The 15,465-nt window shown below is 69.1% G+C and carries 13 protein-coding genes; 8 read left to right on the top strand and 5 right to left on the bottom strand.

Features of this window, described 5'->3' with window-relative positions; genetic code table 11:
* Positions 1-40 precede the first annotated feature (40 nt).
* Together hpt and ACWFRB_RS11760 are read left to right on the top strand one after the other, a co-directional pair.
* Positions 41-595 carry a hypoxanthine phosphoribosyltransferase gene (hpt, locus tag ACWFRB_RS11765; protein ID WP_097212903.1) on the top strand — a complete coding sequence of 185 codons (555 nt, stop codon included), beginning with the start codon at positions 41-43 and terminating at the stop codon, positions 593-595.
* A gap of 17 nt (positions 596-612) precedes the next feature.
* Positions 613-1,947 carry an amidase gene (locus ACWFRB_RS11760; protein ID WP_452641149.1) on the top strand — a complete coding sequence of 445 codons (1,335 nt, stop codon included), beginning with the start codon at positions 613-615 and terminating at the stop codon, positions 1,945-1,947.
* 73 nt (positions 1,948-2,020) lie between these two features.
* On the opposite strand, the gene ACWFRB_RS11755 is transcribed toward ACWFRB_RS11760, so the two are convergent.
* From ACWFRB_RS11755 to ACWFRB_RS11740, 4 genes are all read right to left on the bottom strand, one after another.
* Complete coding sequence (locus ACWFRB_RS11755) at positions 2,021-4,174, bottom strand: serine/threonine-protein kinase (RefSeq protein ID WP_452641205.1); 2,154 nt, start codon at positions 4,172-4,174, stop codon at positions 2,021-2,023.
* 203 nt (positions 4,175-4,377) lie between these two features.
* Positions 4,378-6,294 carry a protein kinase domain-containing protein gene (locus ACWFRB_RS11750; RefSeq protein ID WP_452641147.1) on the bottom strand — a complete coding sequence of 639 codons (1,917 nt, stop codon included), beginning with the start codon at positions 6,292-6,294 and terminating at the stop codon, positions 4,378-4,380.
* 38 nt (positions 6,295-6,332) lie between these two features.
* Positions 6,333-7,121, bottom strand: coding sequence for an ABC transporter permease (locus tag ACWFRB_RS11745; RefSeq protein ID WP_452641204.1), 789 nt, complete (start codon positions 7,119-7,121; stop codon positions 6,333-6,335).
* An 11-nt stretch (positions 7,122-7,132) separates the two neighbouring features.
* Positions 7,133-8,170 (bottom strand): ATP-binding cassette domain-containing protein, encoded by a 1,038-nt coding sequence (locus tag ACWFRB_RS11740; protein WP_452641145.1) that lies wholly within the window; start codon positions 8,168-8,170, stop codon positions 7,133-7,135.
* 201 nt (positions 8,171-8,371) lie between these two features.
* Here ACWFRB_RS11740 and ACWFRB_RS11735 point away from each other — a divergent pair, with 201 nt between their 5' ends.
* On the top strand, positions 8,372-9,739 hold the full coding sequence (locus ACWFRB_RS11735) for an amidase (protein WP_452641143.1): 1,368 nt from the start codon (positions 8,372-8,374) through the stop codon (positions 9,737-9,739).
* Positions 9,740-9,771: 32 nt separating this feature from the next.
* Here the strand turns inward: ACWFRB_RS11735 and ACWFRB_RS11730 are convergent, their stop codons facing one another.
* Positions 9,772-10,404, bottom strand: a complete 633-nt coding sequence (locus ACWFRB_RS11730; protein ID WP_452641141.1) for a maleylpyruvate isomerase family mycothiol-dependent enzyme — start codon at positions 10,402-10,404, stop codon at positions 9,772-9,774.
* 244 nt (positions 10,405-10,648) lie between these two features.
* On the opposite strand from ACWFRB_RS11730, the gene ftsH reads away from it, so the two are divergent.
* The 5 genes from ftsH (at position 10,649) to folK (ending at position 15,449) form a co-directional block, all read left to right on the top strand.
* Complete coding sequence (gene ftsH, locus ACWFRB_RS11725; protein ID WP_452641139.1) at positions 10,649-12,958, top strand: ATP-dependent zinc metalloprotease FtsH; 2,310 nt, start codon at positions 10,649-10,651, stop codon at positions 12,956-12,958.
* Positions 12,959-13,044: 86 nt separating this feature from the next.
* A complete protein-coding gene (folE, locus tag ACWFRB_RS11720) occupies positions 13,045-13,734 on the top strand; it encodes a GTP cyclohydrolase I FolE (RefSeq protein ID WP_452641137.1) in 690 nt (229 codons plus the stop codon).
* An 8-nt stretch (positions 13,735-13,742) separates the two neighbouring features.
* The gene (gene folP / locus ACWFRB_RS11715; RefSeq protein WP_452641203.1) at positions 13,743-14,579 is read left to right on the top strand and encodes a dihydropteroate synthase; all 837 of its coding nucleotides are present in this window, start codon (positions 13,743-13,745) and stop codon (positions 14,577-14,579) included.
* Entirely contained in the window at positions 14,572-14,946 is a 375-nt protein-coding gene (gene folB, locus ACWFRB_RS11710) for a dihydroneopterin aldolase (protein ID WP_452641136.1), read from the top strand. The genes folP and folB overlap by 8 nt, the downstream gene beginning before the upstream one ends.
* On the top strand, positions 14,943-15,449 hold the full coding sequence (gene folK / locus ACWFRB_RS11705) for a 2-amino-4-hydroxy-6-hydroxymethyldihydropteridine diphosphokinase (protein ID WP_452641134.1): 507 nt from the start codon (positions 14,943-14,945) through the stop codon (positions 15,447-15,449). The genes folB and folK overlap by 4 nt, the downstream gene beginning before the upstream one ends.
* Positions 15,450-15,465 lie beyond the last annotated feature (16 nt).

Here is a 15,465-nt window from a genome sequence, read left to right as displayed (position 1 = left end):
CGTCCATGACCAGGTCAGTCGAAATGAAGGGATTCGCGCCGTGTACGAAGGCGACATCGCATCGGTGTTGATTTCCGAGGAACAGATCCAGGACAAGATCGCCGAATTGGCCGGGATCATCGCCGAGCGCTATCCGGTCGGCGCACCCGAGGGCGACCTGCTGCTGGTCGGCGTCCTCAAGGGCGCGGTCTTCTTCATGACCGATCTGGCCAGGGCACTGCCGATCCCGACCCAGATGGAGTTCATGGCCGTGAGCTCCTACGGCTCGTCGACCTCCTCGTCGGGTGTCGTCCGGATCCTCAAGGACCTGGACAAGGACATCGCAGGCAGGCACGTGCTGATCGTCGAGGACATCATCGACTCCGGTCTCACGCTCTCCTGGCTGATGCGCAACCTGCGCACCCGCAATCCCGCCTCGCTCGAGGTCGTCACCCTGCTCCGCAAGCCGGACGCCATCAAGGTGGACGTGGAGGTCGCGAACGTCGGCTTCGACATCCCCGACGAGTTCGTCGTCGGCTACGGTCTCGACTACGCCGAGCGGTACCGCGACCTGCCGTACATCGGAACGCTCGAACCCACGGTCTACGGCGGCTGACAGGCCATACTCGTGGGATGTCCACGGATCTGACCGCCGCTGCCATTGCCGCGCAGGTGCGCTCCGGCGCGCTGACTCCCCGCGACGCCGTTCAGTCGGCCCTGGCCCGGATCGCCGAGCGGGATCAGGGGCTGGGTGCGTTCGTCACGGTCCGCGCCGAGCAGGCACTGGCCGAGGCCGACGCGGTCGGAGAGCGCTCCGACCTGGCCGCGCTGCCGCTGGCCGGTGTCCCGATCGCGGTCAAAGACAACGTTCCTGTGGCGGGACATCCCCTTGGCAACGGTTCGAGGGCGAGTTCACGCGAGCCCTCACCCGCGGATCATCCGGTGGTCGCGCGCCTGCGTGCGGCCGGGGCGGTCGTGGTCGGACTCACCGCGGTGCCGGAGCTGTGCCTGTGGGGGACCACCGACACCCCGGACACGGTCACCAGGAACCCGTGGAACCCCGGCCGGACGACAGGCGGTTCCTCCGGTGGTTCGGCGGCCGCGGTCGCGGCCGGGATGGTTCCCGCGGCGCACGGGGCGGATGGGATGGGCTCGATCCGGATCCCCGCCGCAGGCTGCGGTCTGGTCGGTATCAAGCCCGGACTCGGTGTGGTGCCCGCCGAACTGGGGGTCGACTCCTGGTTCGGGATGGCCGAGAACGGCCCGCTGGCGACGACGGTCGAGGACGCCGCGCTGATGCTGTCGGTGATGGCGGACCGCCCGGAGTTGGCGACCGTCGCCGAGCCCGGTCCGCTGCGGATCGCGGTGGCAACCGGTTCGCCGCTGCCGCTGGTGCGGGTCGATCCGTACTGGCGGGCGGGCGCGGAGAGCGCGGCCGCGGTGCTGGGCGGGGCGGGCCACCACCTGACGACGGCTCGGCTGCCCTATCCGAAGAACCCGCTGGTGATCTTGGCGCGCTGGATGGGGGGAGCCGCGACCGACGCGGCCGAACTCGATCCGGCGTTGTTGCAGCCGCGGACCCGCAGGCACGCCGCCGTCGGACGCGTGCTGATCCGTTTCGTCGACCCCGCGCAGGTGCGGAAGGTGGACGCCGCATTGCGCCGGGTCTTCGCCGACTCCGACGTGGTCATCACCCCGACGCTGGCCAGGTCCCCGATCGAGGCGCTGCGCTGGAGCGAGAAGTCCTGGCTGTCCAACCTCGCGGCCAACATCCGCTATGCCCCGTTCCCGTCGCTGTGGAACCTGGTCGGCTGGCCCGCGGCGAGCGTGCCGGTGGGGATCCATCCGGAGTCGGGCACCCCGCTTGGTGTGCAGATCGCCGCCCCGCCCGGTGGGGAGGCGCTGATCCTGTCGGTGGCGGCACAGCTGGAACGCCTGCGGCCGTGGGAGCGCACGGCGCCGGTCTGACGGGCGCAGTGTCAGCCAACGGTGAAGACGCGCGCCCGCGGGGATCTCGGCGACGACCGCACGGCCGCGCCGGTCAGGCGGACCGGGTCGCCGGTTCGTGCGAGACGACCCGCTCCAGCGCGCGCAGATCCTTCTCCAGCAGCCGGAACAGCCAGTACACGACGATGAAGGCGGCGATGGCCCCGACACACAGCACGCGGACGGCAACGATCACGGAGGTGATCTCGTCGGGGGACAGGAAGGTCACCCCGGCCACCCCGACCAGCGGCACCGAGGCGGCCAGCGCCAGGTAGCGGACGCTGCGCCTGCTCAGCCCGCGCAGTTTGCGGGCGTCGTCGCTGCTGGTGATCCCCAGCGGCAGCATCATCGGATAGATGCACCGCATCAGGTAGAACGTCACCAGGAAGAACGGGTACGCGACCGCGATCGCCCCGCACACGATCAGCGAGCCCATGAAATGTACGTAGGTGCTCGTGGGGATCTCGCCGGCGACGACCCGCAGCGTGATCGGGTACGCGATGCCTGCCACGGCCCACATACTGAAGATGACGAGCACCGCCCGGTCGGCCAGCAACAGGGTGTCGCTTCGGGCCTTCGCCAGGGTCTGCTTGTCATATGTCCGGCCCTTGCGCAGCCCGCGCGGCATCCGCATCGGATAGCGGCTCAGGTACACCACGACCAGGATGCCGATCGGGTACGCGATCATGTTGATCGCGGATTGGATCTGCTCGAACTTCTGCTGTGCTTCCAGCGCCAGGTTGCTGATGATCAGCGATTTGTTGTGGTGGTAGTTGTAGACGCCTGCCAGCACGTTCGGCACCAGCATCGCCACCACGGTGATCGGAACCACGAACCGCCGCAGCCGCATCCGCCAGCTCCGCGGATCGGGGTCGACGAGGTCGCGGGCACGCGGGTCGAGGCACAGTTCGAACTGCTGGGCCAGCTCCGCGCCCGTCGACCACCGGCCGCTCGGGTCCGGTGCGAGGCAGGTCAGCAGCACTCGCTTCAGTGCGGCCGGGCAGTCCGGCGGCAGTGTGGCCTGTGCCTGCGGGTCGACGCCGCGCTCGCGGATCGCCAGCATCCGTTCCAGCGACTTCTCCGACTGGCCGCCCGCCGCGGAGTCGTCGAAGGGGCGCGTGCCGGTGAGCAACTCCCACAGCATCACCCCGAGCCCGAAGATGTCGCTGCGGGTGTCGAGGTCGCTCGCCGTGCCCGGCAGGCCCGGATGGCAGGCCTCGAGCTGTTCGGGCGACATGTAGGCCAGGGATCCGCCGAAATAGGCGACGGGGCTCGCGCCCGCCACGGTGTCGCTGAAGCTGATGTTGAAGTCGGCGAGCTTCGGCACCCCGTCGGCGGTGAGCAGCACGTTCGCCGGTTTGATGTCGCGGTGCAGCACGCCGTGTTTGCCCGCGTAGTCCAGTGCCTCCGCCAGTCGCCGGCCCAGCCACGCGACGGTCTCCGGCCAGCTCAGGGAGGCGATCTCGGGCCGGACGCTGGAGTCGGCAGGCCGGATCTCGCCCTTGGCCTCGAGCGAATCGTCGATCACGTCCAACAGCAGCTGTCCGCTGCGGTCCTCCGGTGGTGTCGCCTGGACCCGCCGCAGCACCCCGAGCAGGGTGCCCCCGGGGACGTACTGCATGTAGAGCAGTTTCAGCTTGTGTTCGTCGAGCACCCGCTGGTCGAACACCCGGACGATGTAGTCGTGGTCCAGTTGGGCCAGTGTCTGCGGTTCGGTGCCGTGATCGTGGGACATCTTCACCGCGACCAGGCGCTGCATCGAGAGCTGGCGGGCGAGGAAGACCCGGGCGAACGCGCCCCGCCCCAGACCCATCAGCAGGTCGAAGTCGTCCACCCGCTGGCCTACGTCGATGTCGTCGAGCGCCGTCTCCGCGGCGGGCTTCGCGATCAGGGTGGACTTCTCGTCGCCGGGAATCGGCGATTGCTCGATCACCTGGGACTCCTCAGGAAAGTCCCGCGAGTAGTCGCTGGCCTCCACGGTGAGCCCGCTCTGGCGCCGCAGGCGGAACTCCTCGTCGATCAGCTCGGGCGGCAACGGCGCGGACTTCAGTTCGGGGAACTCCTCGCGGTACGCGGCCAGGCGCTTGGGCTTCTCGTATTCCAGCCATCGGTACCGCAGGTCGACCCTGATCATTTCGATCAACGACTCGCGCCGATCCTCCGCGCGCTCGGGGAGGTAGTCCGCGAGATTCGGGGGAGTGCCGGTCATCTCCCACTTGGCCGTGAAACGGGCGACCGGCGACTGCGCCACGACAGTCGAGTCCAGCGATGATTGCGCCGTGACCGTCGAGTCCGGCGATGATTGCGCCGTGACCGTAGGGTCCGGTGCTGGTCGAATGGTCCGTTTCGTCACGAAAACCTCGGACTGTCTCGTGCGCCTGTAACGCTCGATGTCGTGAGGGAAGCCCCTCGTCAGGATAGCGCCGCTCGGGTGGGACCGCCGAGGGTGATTGCGGGACCGGGTTCGCCCGACACCACTCGCTCGAGTGCGTGCAGGTCCTGCTCGAGCTGCCGGAACATCCAGTAGGCCGCGATGAACGCGACGATCGCGCCGAGACAGAGCACCCGGATCGGCACGACGATCGCCTCCAGATCGGCGGCGGGCAGGAACGTCGCCCCTGCGATGCCGAGCAACGGGACGGAGGCGGCGAGAGCCAGGTAGCGGGTACTGAGCCGCTCCAGCCCCCGCAGCCGCCGGGTGTCGTCCCCGCTGATGATGCCGGGCGGCAGCAGCACCGGGTACAGGCAGCGCACCATGTAGAAGGTGACCAGGAAGAACGGGTACGCCATCGCGATGGCGCCGCACACCACCGTCGAGGCGAGGAAGTGGACGTACGATCCACGCGGGACCCCGGTGGCGACCTGCATCGCGAACAGGTTCACGACGGTCGAGACCCACCACGCGCCGAAGCAGATGTCCACCATGCGGGAACCGAGCAGCAGGGTGTCGGTGCGTGCCTTGGCGAGGGTCGCCTGGTCGAAGGTGTGCCCGCGTGACAGTGCCCGGGTCACCGCGATCGGACGACGCCACATGTAGGCCAGCAATACCACCATTGCCGGGAAGACGATCGCGGTGATGAGCAGCTGGAACAGTCCGAATTGCTGGACAGCGGCGGGGGACAGCTTGCTGACGATCAGCGTGCGGTTGTGGACGTAGTTGTAGAGACCCGCGAGCAAGTTCGGGAACACGAGCCCGATGAAGATGATCGGCACCGACCACGGCCGCAGTCGCAGCCGCCAGCTACCCGGCGGCGGATCGACCAGATCACGGGCCTGTGGATCCAGGCACAGCTCGAACTGCTGCGCCAGATCCGCGCCGGATTGCCACCGGTCGCAAGGCTCGGGTGCGAGGCAGGTCAACAGCACGCGGCGCAACGTGGCCGGGCAGTCGGGTGGCAGTGCGGCCACCACGTCGGGGTCGATCCGACGGCTGCGTAGGTCCAGCATGGTGCTGAGCGAGGTGTCCGACTCGTCGGCGTCGATCGCGTCGCGGAACGGGCGCCTGCCGGTCAGCAGTTCCCACAGCAGTACGCCGAGCGCGAAGATGTCGCTGCGGGTGTCGAGGTCGGCGGCGCTCCCGATCTCTTGTGGATGCCGGGCAGCCAGTTGCTCCGGCGACATGTAGGCCAGCGAGCCGCCGAAGTACGCAGCGGGGCTGACGCCGCCGATGTGGGTACTGAAGCTGATGTTGAAGTCGGTGAGCTTGGGGACGCCCTCGGCGGTGAGCAGCACGTTCGCGGGCTTGATGTCGCGGTGGATCACCCCGTGACTACTCGCGTGGTCGAGCGCCAAGGCGAGACGCCTGCCCATCCAGGCGACCGTCTCCGGCCAGGACAGGGCGGCGATCTCGGCCCGCACGCTGGAGTCGGTGGGCCGGATCTCGCCCCTGGCCGCCAGTTCCTCGTCGATCGCATCCAGCAGCATCTGGCCACTGTGTGGCTCCCGCGGGCTCTCTCGGATCCGGCGCAACACGGCGAGCAGGGTGCCGCCGGGGACGTACTGCATGTAGAGCAGTTTCACCCCGAATCGCTCGAGGTACCGCTGGTCGAAGACCCGGACTATGTAGTCGTGGTCGAGCTGGGCCATCGTCTGTGGCTCGGTGCCGTGGTCCTGCGAGATCTTCACCGCGACCAGTCGGTGCATGGAACGTTGGCGGGCGAGGAAGACCCGGGCGAATGCCCCGCGGCCGAGCCCCATGAGCAGGTCGAAGTCGTCGATGCGCTGGCCGACGACGATGTCGTCGATCGATCCGGTCGGCGAGGCGCGCTCGTCGTCCATCCGTTCGGGCGACAGGGTCCGAACGTGCCCTCTGCGTGTCGGATCCCCCATGACTGTCCCCTCGGGCATCGACTGCCCGGTCCGATCCATCAGCGACTGACCGCTTTCTTGTAGCGATGGATCGCCAGCGGCACGAACACCACGAGAATCCCGACGATCCAGGCGAGCGAGGCCACCACGGGGTTCTGCAGCGGCCACACGTCCGGTACGACGAGCGCGGGATTGGTGTTGCCGAACAGTTCCCTGACCGCCTGTGTCACAGCCGAGACGGGGTTCCACTCGGCGATGACCCGGAGCACCGTTGGCAGATTCGTGGTGGGGACGAAGGTGTTCGCGATGAACGACAGCGGGAAGATCACCATGAAGCTGGCGTTGCTGTACACCTCCGGCGTGCGGATCCACAGCCCCACCACGGCCATCACCCATGACAGGGCGTAGGCGAACAGCAGCAGCAACACGTACGCGGCCGCGGCCTCGAGCGGGGAGGTGTGGATCCGCCAGCCGACCGCGAGCCCGGCCAGTGACATCACGATCAGGCTCACGACGTTGATCAGCACGTCGCTGGTGGTGCGCCCGACGAGCACCGCGGACTGGGCCATCGGCAGCGACCGGAACCGGTCGATGAACCCCTTCTGGATGTCCTCGGCGAGCCCGAGCCCGGTCCAGGTGGCGCCGAAGATGACCGACTGCGTGAAGATGCCCGCGATCAGGAACTCCTTGTACGACATCCCCGGCACCTCGATGGAGCTTCCGAAGACGTACGCGAACAGCAGCACGAACATGATCGGTGACAGCGTCGTGAAGATCAGCAGGTCCGGCACCCGCCTGATCTTGATGACGTTTCGCTTGGCGATCGTCGCCCCGTCGCGGACCGCCATCTCCAGACCGTTCACGATGCACGCTCCTTTCGGTGGGCGCCGACACGTTCGGCCCCGTCGACCGGGCCTGCACCGTCGGCGGCGCTCCCATCGGTGTCGTTCCCGGCGTTGTCGGCCTGGTGGCCGGTCAGCGCGAGGAACACGTCGTCGAGGGTGGGTCTGCGCAAGGCGACGTCGGTGACCGTCACGTTCCGCCCCGCCAGTCCACCGAGGGCGGCGACGAGGGCGCTGGAGCCGTCGGCGACAGGAACGGTGATCCGGCGCGCGTGCTGGTCCACCTGGATCTCGCCATCGGCCAGCGGGATGAGTGCTGCCCGCGCGTCGTCGAGGCTGGCTCCCGGGTCGAGGGCGAGTTCGATCCGTTCCCCACCGACCTGGTCCTTGAGCTCGTCCGAGGTGCCTCTCGCGATCACCCTGCCGCGGTCGACCACGGCGATGGAGTCGGCCAGGCGGTCCGCCTCGTCCATGTACTGGCTGGTGAGCAGCAGCGTGGTGCCGCCCGAGACGAGTTCCTCGATGACGTCCCAGAGGCCGAGCCGCGCCCTGGGGTCGAGCCCGGTCGTCGGCTCATCGAGGAACAGCACCGGCGGGTTCGCGACCAGCGCCCCTGCCAGGTCGAGCCGGCGGCGCATGCCGCCGGAATACCCCCTGACCGGGCGGTCGGCGGCCTCGACGAGGTCGAACTGCTCGAGGAGCTCGCGTGCCCGGTCCCTGCTGAACTTGGTGCCGAGGTGGTACAGCCGCCCGACCATCTCCAGGTTCTCGAAGCCGGTCAGGTACTCGTCCACCGCCGCGTACTGGCCGGACGCCCCGATCCGGGAGCGCAGCTCCTTGGCGTCGGCGACCACGTCCAGTCCGTCGACGGTGGCGTGCCCGGCATCGGGTTCGAGCAGCGTCGTGAACACACGCACCGCCGTCGTCTTACCCGCACCGTTGGGACCGAGCAGCGCGAGGACGGTGGCCTCGGGCACCGCGAGGTCGAGTCCGTCGAGGCCCACGACCTTGCCGTACCGCTTGACCAGTCCCTCGGCCACGATTGCATCAGCCATGCCTACCTCCGCGCGACGTGGATGGTTGGGGCTTGCCCTGCAACGATCGCACTCCGGTCCGGCGGCAGCAACCGTTTTCGCTTCATACCAGGGTCTTCGGATCCCTCCATGGGGTGGTCGAACCCATCCCCTGGGTGCCTGGCGACGGGTCCCGCGCGGCAGGAGGATCGAGTGACCAACCAGGTGAGGCGGTTATTGCATATGTCCAACCCTTCGGTGGACGCCCTGTTCACCGGCGCCCAACTCGAATTCACCGCTGCCGCCATCGCGGCGCGGGTCCGCTCGCGCGGACTGTCACCGATCGACGCGGTCGAGGGTGCGTTGAGCCGGATCTCCGAACGTGATCCCGAACTGGACTCGTTCGTGGTCGTGCGCGGCGAGCAGGCCCGCGCCGAGGCCGTGGCCCTGGCCGCGCGGCCGGACCTGTCGGCGTTGCCCTTGGCGGGCGTGCCCATCGCGATCAAGGACAACATCCCGATCGTCGGGCATCCGCTGGGGAACGGATCCGCGACCAGACTCGTGGAGGCCTCGACCGAGAACCATCCCGTGCTCGATCGACTGCGCCGCGCGGGCGCGGTTCCGGTGGCAATGACGAGGCTGTCCGAACTGTGTGTGTGGCCGTCGACCGATTCGCACGATTCGATCGTCAAGAACCCGTGGAATCACCAGCTGACGGCGGGTGGGTCATCCGGCGGCGCAGGCGCCTCGGTGGCCGCGGGGATGGTGCCGGTGGCACACGGATCGGACTGTCTCGGCTCGATCCGGATCCCGGCCGCCGCCTGCGGGCTGGTGGGCATCAAACCCGGCAGCGGCCTGGTGCCCCGTGAGTTGGGCGAGGACTGGTTCGGCATGGCGGAGAACGGTCCGCTCACGACGACGGTCGAGGACGCTGCGTTGCTGTTGTCGGTGATGGCGGACCGCCAGGAGTTGGCGGAGCTCACCGATCCGGGGCGGTTGCGCATCGCCGTGGCGGCCGGCTCGCCGATGCCGATGACGCCGGTGGACCGGCACTGGCGGGAGGGGGCCGAGCGCACCGCACAGGTGCTCGGCGGTGCAGGGCACCAGGTCACGGCCGCGAAACTGCCGTACCCGAAGAACCCGATTCCATTGGTGTCGCGCTGGACGGCGGGCACGGCCGCATATGCCGAGGGTCTCGATCACACGTTGCTGCAGGCGCGAACCCGGACGCACATCGCGGTCGGGCATGCCATGCGCAGGCTCGTCCGGCCCCGGCAGGTCGACAAGATGGACGCCGCGATGCGGGGGTTCTTCGCGGACTTCGACGTGGTGCTCACCCCGACGCTGGCCAGGCCGCCGATGGGGGCGCACGGCTGGAGCGATCGGTCTTGGCCGTCGAACGTCATGGCGGCCGTGCGTTTCGCGCCGTTCACCCCGGTCTGGAACCTGATCGGCTGGCCGGCCGCGACCGTGCCGGTGGGGATGCACCCCGAGTCCGGGACCCCGTTGGGCGTGCAGATCGCGGCGCCGCCCGGTGGGGAGTCGAGAATCCTGGCGCTGGCGGCACAGCTCGAAGCGCTGCAGCCCTGGCCGCGGGTCGCGCCTGTGTGACAGACACGGGTCGCGCCGGTGAGAGCCGCAGGTCAGAAGGGCCAGGCGGGCAGCTCGGGGAGCCCGGCGCGCGTCGGCCTGCCGACCAGCCAGGCCAGCAGCTCGGCCCGGGGCAGGTCGGGTGGCACGACCTCGGGCGCCGCTTCGGCGAGTTCGGGCAGGTCCCGCGTCAGTATCGCCTCGACGAACGCGTCGGGCCAGTTCTGAACGGTGTATCCGGTACCGAGATCGACGTGATGGATCTCGAGCTCGCACCAACGCAGCACCGGGATGTCCCGACCGGTGACGGGCTTGCGCCACGCCACAGGGGCGTCGAGCTGGTCGGGCCCGATCTTCCGCAGTGATCCGATCACGCGTCGCCCGGCGAATCGCAGGTCGGCATCCAGCAGCTCGACGGGGCGGTCCGCCCCCTCCTCGATGGCGGCGCCCCGCGCCTCCCGTCCGCCCGGGTACATCTCGGGCTGGGTCCCGGACAACACGCCGTCGGCGAGCCGGTTCAGTGCGTCGGCGTTGCGCGCGAGGTGCGTGACGACGTGACCTCGGCTCCAGCCGGGCAGCAGCGAGCCGCCCCTGGCCTGCGCGTCCGACAGGTCGGCGACCGAGGATTCCAGTCGCGCCTGCGACCGCTCGATCTCCGCCAGGACCTCGGGGTATGGCAGCGTCATGGCCGCAGCCTATCGACATCCGGATTCGGCGGCCCGCGGTGGCGGGGCTCACGGAACCATCCGTTGTGCCCGCGCGTTCTACTTGGCAGAAGCCGCTGCGACAGCCGCTCCGCGCCGATGCCCGCGCTAACGGGCATTGCTCGCGGCGGTCGCGGTAACCTTGAACCTCCGGTGAGCAGCCGGAACCCGGCGCACTGTGCTCGACCGGAACTGGAAAGGACTGGCCTGCAGAGGCTGAACCTGTATGAATCGCAAGACTGTGTTTCGCAACCTGGCGATTGTCGCCGGCATCCTGCTGATCATTTACGCGTTCAGCTATTTCGGTAACGACACCCGCGGGTACAAGAACGTCGACACCTCGGTGGCCATCGCCCAGCTCGAGGCGAAGAACGTCACCGATGCGCAGATCGACGACCGCGAGCAGCAGCTCCGCCTGACGTTGAAGCAGGGCAACGACGCGACCGACGACTCGACGCAGATCCTCACGAAGTACCCGAGCGCCGCCTCCGAGCAGATCTTCACCGAAGTCCAGAAGGCGGGCTTGGAGAAGTACAACACCAAGGTGAGCCAGGAGAGCTGGCTGACCTCGATCCTGCTGTTCGTGCTGCCGATGGTGATCCTGCTCGGCCTGTTCGTCTTCGTGATGGGGCGGATGCAGGGCGGTGGCCGTGGCGGCGTGATGGGCTTCGGGAAGTCGAAGGCCAAGCAGCTCACCAAGGACATGCCCAAGACCACGTTCGCGGATGTGGCAGGCGCCGACGAGGCCGTCGAAGAGCTGTACGAGATCAAGGACTTCCTGCAGAACCCGGCCCGCTATCAGGCGCTCGGCGCGAAGATCCCGAAGGGCGTCCTGCTCTACGGCCCGCCGGGAACGGGTAAGACGCTGCTCGCGAGGGCCGTGGCAGGCGAGGCCGGGGTGCCGTTCTTCACCATCTCGGGCTCGGACTTCGTCGAGATGTTCGTCGGTGTCGGCGCCTCCCGGGTGCGCGACCTGTTCGAGCAGGCCAAGCAGAACAGCCCCTGCATCATCTTCGTCGACGAGATCGACGCGGTCGGCCGTCAGCGTGGCGCAGGCCTCGGCGGCGGACACGACGAGCGCGAGCAGACCCTCAACCAGCTGCTGGTCGAGATGGACGGCTTCGGCGACCGCACCGGAATCATCCTGATCGCCGCGACCAACCGTCCCGACATCCTCGACCCGGCGCTGCTGCGTCCGGGCCGGTTCGACCGCCAGATCCCGGTGAGCAACCCGGACCTGGCGGGTCGCAGGGCGATCCTCAAGGTGCATTCGCAGGGCAAGCCGCTCGATCAGCACGCGGACCTCGAGGGCCTGGCCAAGCGGACCGTTGGCATGTCGGGCGCGGACCTGGCGAACGTCATCAACGAGGCCGCGCTCCTGACCGCCCGCGAGAACGGCGCTCTGATCACGGAGGCCGCGCTCGAGGAGTCGGTCGACCGTGTCATCGGTGGCCCGCGCCGCAAGAGCCGGATCATCAGCGAGCACGAGAAGAAGATCACCGCGTACCACGAGGGCGGGCACACGCTGGCCGCATGGGCGATGCCGGACATCGAGCCGATCTACAAGGTCACCATCCTGGCCCGCGGTCGCACCGGCGGACACGCCATGACGGTGCCCGAGGACGACAAGGGCCTGATGACCCGCTCGGAGATGATCGCCCGGCTGGTGATGGCGATGGGCGGCCGCGCCGCCGAGGAGCTCGTCTTCCACGAGCCGACCACGGGCGCCTCGTCCGATATCGACCAGGCCACCAAGATCGCCCGCGCGATGGTCACCGAGTACGGCATGAGCGCCAAGCTGGGTGCGGTCCGCTACGGGCAGGAGCAGGGCGACCCGTTCCTCGGCCGGTCGATGGGGGTGAGCTCCGAGTACTCGCACGAGGTCGCCAGGGAGATCGACGAGGAGGTGCGCAACCTCATCGAGGCCGCGCACACCGAGGCGTGGGCGATCCTCAACGAGCATCGCGATCTGCTGGACGTGGTGGCCACCGAGCTGCTCGAGCGCGAGACCCTCACCCGCAAGGATCTGGAGCAGATCTTCTCGAGTGTGGAGAAGCGCCCCCGGATCACCGCGTTCAACGACTTCGGTGGTCGGACGCCGTCCGACAAGCCGCCGGTGAAGACGCCGCGTGAGCTGGCGATCGAGCGCGGCGAGCCGTTGCCCGACGATTCGGTGCGGCAGCCGACCTTCAGCCAGCCCCGTGAGACGGTTCCGCCGTCGGCACCGGTCCCTGGTCCGCAGAACGGCTACCCGATGCCTGCTCCGAATGGCGGTGGATACCAGCCGTACCCGGATCCGCGGCAGCAGCAGCCTCAGCACGGGACGATGCCGGACTACGGCGCGCCTGCCGGTTGGTCGGCGCCCGGTTGGCCGCCGAGGGACGCGGGCGAGCACCAGCAGCAGCCGCAGCACACCCAGAACCCGCAGAACCCGTACGGCGGGTATCCGCAGTGGAGCCCGCCGCAGCCGCAGAAGCCCGAGGACGAGGGTGGTCCTGCAACCGAGCGCTGGGAAGGGCCGAACGGCCAGCAGTAGTCCGGCGGTAACTAGGCTTACCCACTGATCGCGTCGTACCGGCGTGATCGGTGGGTAACGGTCGGCGAGAGTGGAGGTTCGGTCGGGTGTCGGTCAATCAACTCGGTGGAGCGAATTCCCGTGACGCATCGACGTCACAGGAACGCGACGCAGCGGAGTCCCCTGAGCGTGCTCCCGCGGCGCCGCTCGAGTGCGTCGAGACCGGTCGGGTCTTCGACCAGCCGCGCGCCGAGGCCGCGATTCGTGAGCTGCTGATCGCGGTCGGCGAGAACCCTGATCGGCCGGGTCTGCTCGACACCCCGGCCCGGGTGGCCAGGGCGTACCGGGAGGTCTTCGCCGGCCTCTACACGGATCCGGATTCGGTGCTCAACACCACCTTCGACGAGGGCCACCAGGAGCTGGTGCTGGTCCGAGACATCCCGATGTACTCGACCTGCGAGCATCACCTGGTGTCGTTCCACGGCGTCGCGCATGTCGGCTACATCCCGGGCTCCACCGGCCGGGTCACCGGGCTCTCGAAGCTCGCGCGACTGGTCGACCTGTACGCGAAGCGCCCGCAGGTGCAGGAGCGGTTGACCAGTCAGATCGCCGACGCGATGGTGCGCAAGCTCGATCCCCGCGGGGTCATCGTCGTGGTCGAGGCCGAGCACCTGTGCATGGCGATGCGCGGCATCAGGAAGCCGGGAGCCAGCACCACCACCTCCGCCGTGCGCGGTCTGCTGCAGTCCAGTGCCGCCTCGCGTTCCGAGGCTCTGGACCTGATCCTCCGCAAGTGACGGTGCCGATGCCGGGCCGCTGCGTGGTGATGGGCGTCCTCAACGTCACCAGCGACTCGTTCTCGGACGGCGGCCGTTACCTGGACAGAGACGCGGCGATCGAGCACGGCCTCGAGCTGAGCCGGCTGGGCGTGGACATCGTGGACGTGGGCGGCGAATCCACCCGACCCGGCGCGGCGCGGGTGGATCCGGAGGTCGAGGCCGAGCGGATCCGCCCGGTGATCGCGGCACTGGCCGCCGAGAAGATCACGGTCAGCGTCGACACCATGCGCGCCTCCGTGGCCGCGGCCGCGATCGAGGCGGGGGCCACGATCGTCAACGACGTCTCCGGTGGCCGCGCCGATCCGGCCATGGCCGCGGTGATGGCGGACGCGGGCCTGCCGTGGATCCTCATGCACTGGCGCTCCGCGGGCGAATACGTGCACGCAGGCGGGGTGGAACACTACGACGACGTGGTGGCGGAGGTAGGCGAAGAGCTGCTCACCCAGGTCGACCTCGCGATTCGGGCGGGCGTCGATCCGAGCCGGCTGATCCTCGATCCCGGGCTGGGGTTCGCGAAGACCGCCGAACACAACTGGGCGCTGCTCGGTGCCCTGCCGCGGCTCAACGCGCTGGGTTTCCCGGTGCTGATCGGGGCCTCCCGCAAGCGCTTCCTCGGCAGCCTGCTCGCGGATGAACACGGCGACCGCGCTCCCGACGGGCGCGAGGTCGCGACGGCCGTCCTCTCGGCCCTCGCCGCGCGCGGCGGCGCCTGGGGCGTGCGGGTACACGACGCGCGGGGATCCCTCGACGCGATCGCGGTGGTGAACGCGTGGAGCGCGGCTGAGGAGAAGCACGATGGCTGATCGAATCGAGTTGCGCGGGTTGCGGGTTCGCGGCAATCACGGCGTCTTCGAGCACGAGAAGCGGGACGGCCAGGACTTCGTCGTCGACATCACGGTGTGGATGGACCTGGCGCCCGCCGCGGCCTCGGACGATCTCGCCGACACGATGCACTACGGGGAGCTCGCCGAGACGGCTGCCGCGATCGTGGCGGGCCCCTCGCGCGATCTCATCGAGACGGTCGCCGGGGAGATCGCCGACGCGGTGCTGACCGACGAGCGGGTGAACGCGGTGGAGGTGACGGTCCACAAGCCGTCGGCCCCGATCCCGCTGACCTTCGTCGACGTCGCCGTCGTGGCGCGCCGCTCCCGCAAGGGCCTGCGCGGATGAGTCGCGCGGTGCTGTCCATCGGGTCGAATCTCGGCGACCCGCTCGAGAACCTGCGGTCCGTCGTCGACGCGCTCGGGGATCGCCTGGTCGCGGCGTCGGGGGTGTACGCGACGGCACCATGGGGCGGCGTCGAGCAACAGGATTTCCTGAACGCGACGCTGATCGTCGACGATCCCGGGCTGGACTGCCGCGGCTGGCTGCGGCTCGGGCAGGAGCTGGAGGCCGCCGCGGACCGGGTGCGCGAACAGCGCTGGGGCCCGCGCAGCCTGGACGTGGACGTGGTCGACTGCGACGGCGTCGTCAGTGCCGACCCGGAATTGACGTTGCCCCATCCGCGGGCCCACGAGCGGGCGTTCGTGCTCGTCCCGTGGCTGGAGATCGACCCCGATGCCACGCTGACCGTGCGCGGTGCGAGGGTGCCGGCCTGCGAACTGCTCGGCGACCTCGACGTCACCGAGCGCGACGGGGTGCGGCGGACCGAGCTCCGGTTGGTGCGGCCGTGACGGTGGTGTGCCGGTG

It is taken from the genome of Rhodococcus sp. NPDC055112 (assembly GCF_053607505.1).
Note: the sequence above shows the minus strand (reverse complement) of the source record. Positions and strands in the feature narration are given on the sequence as shown.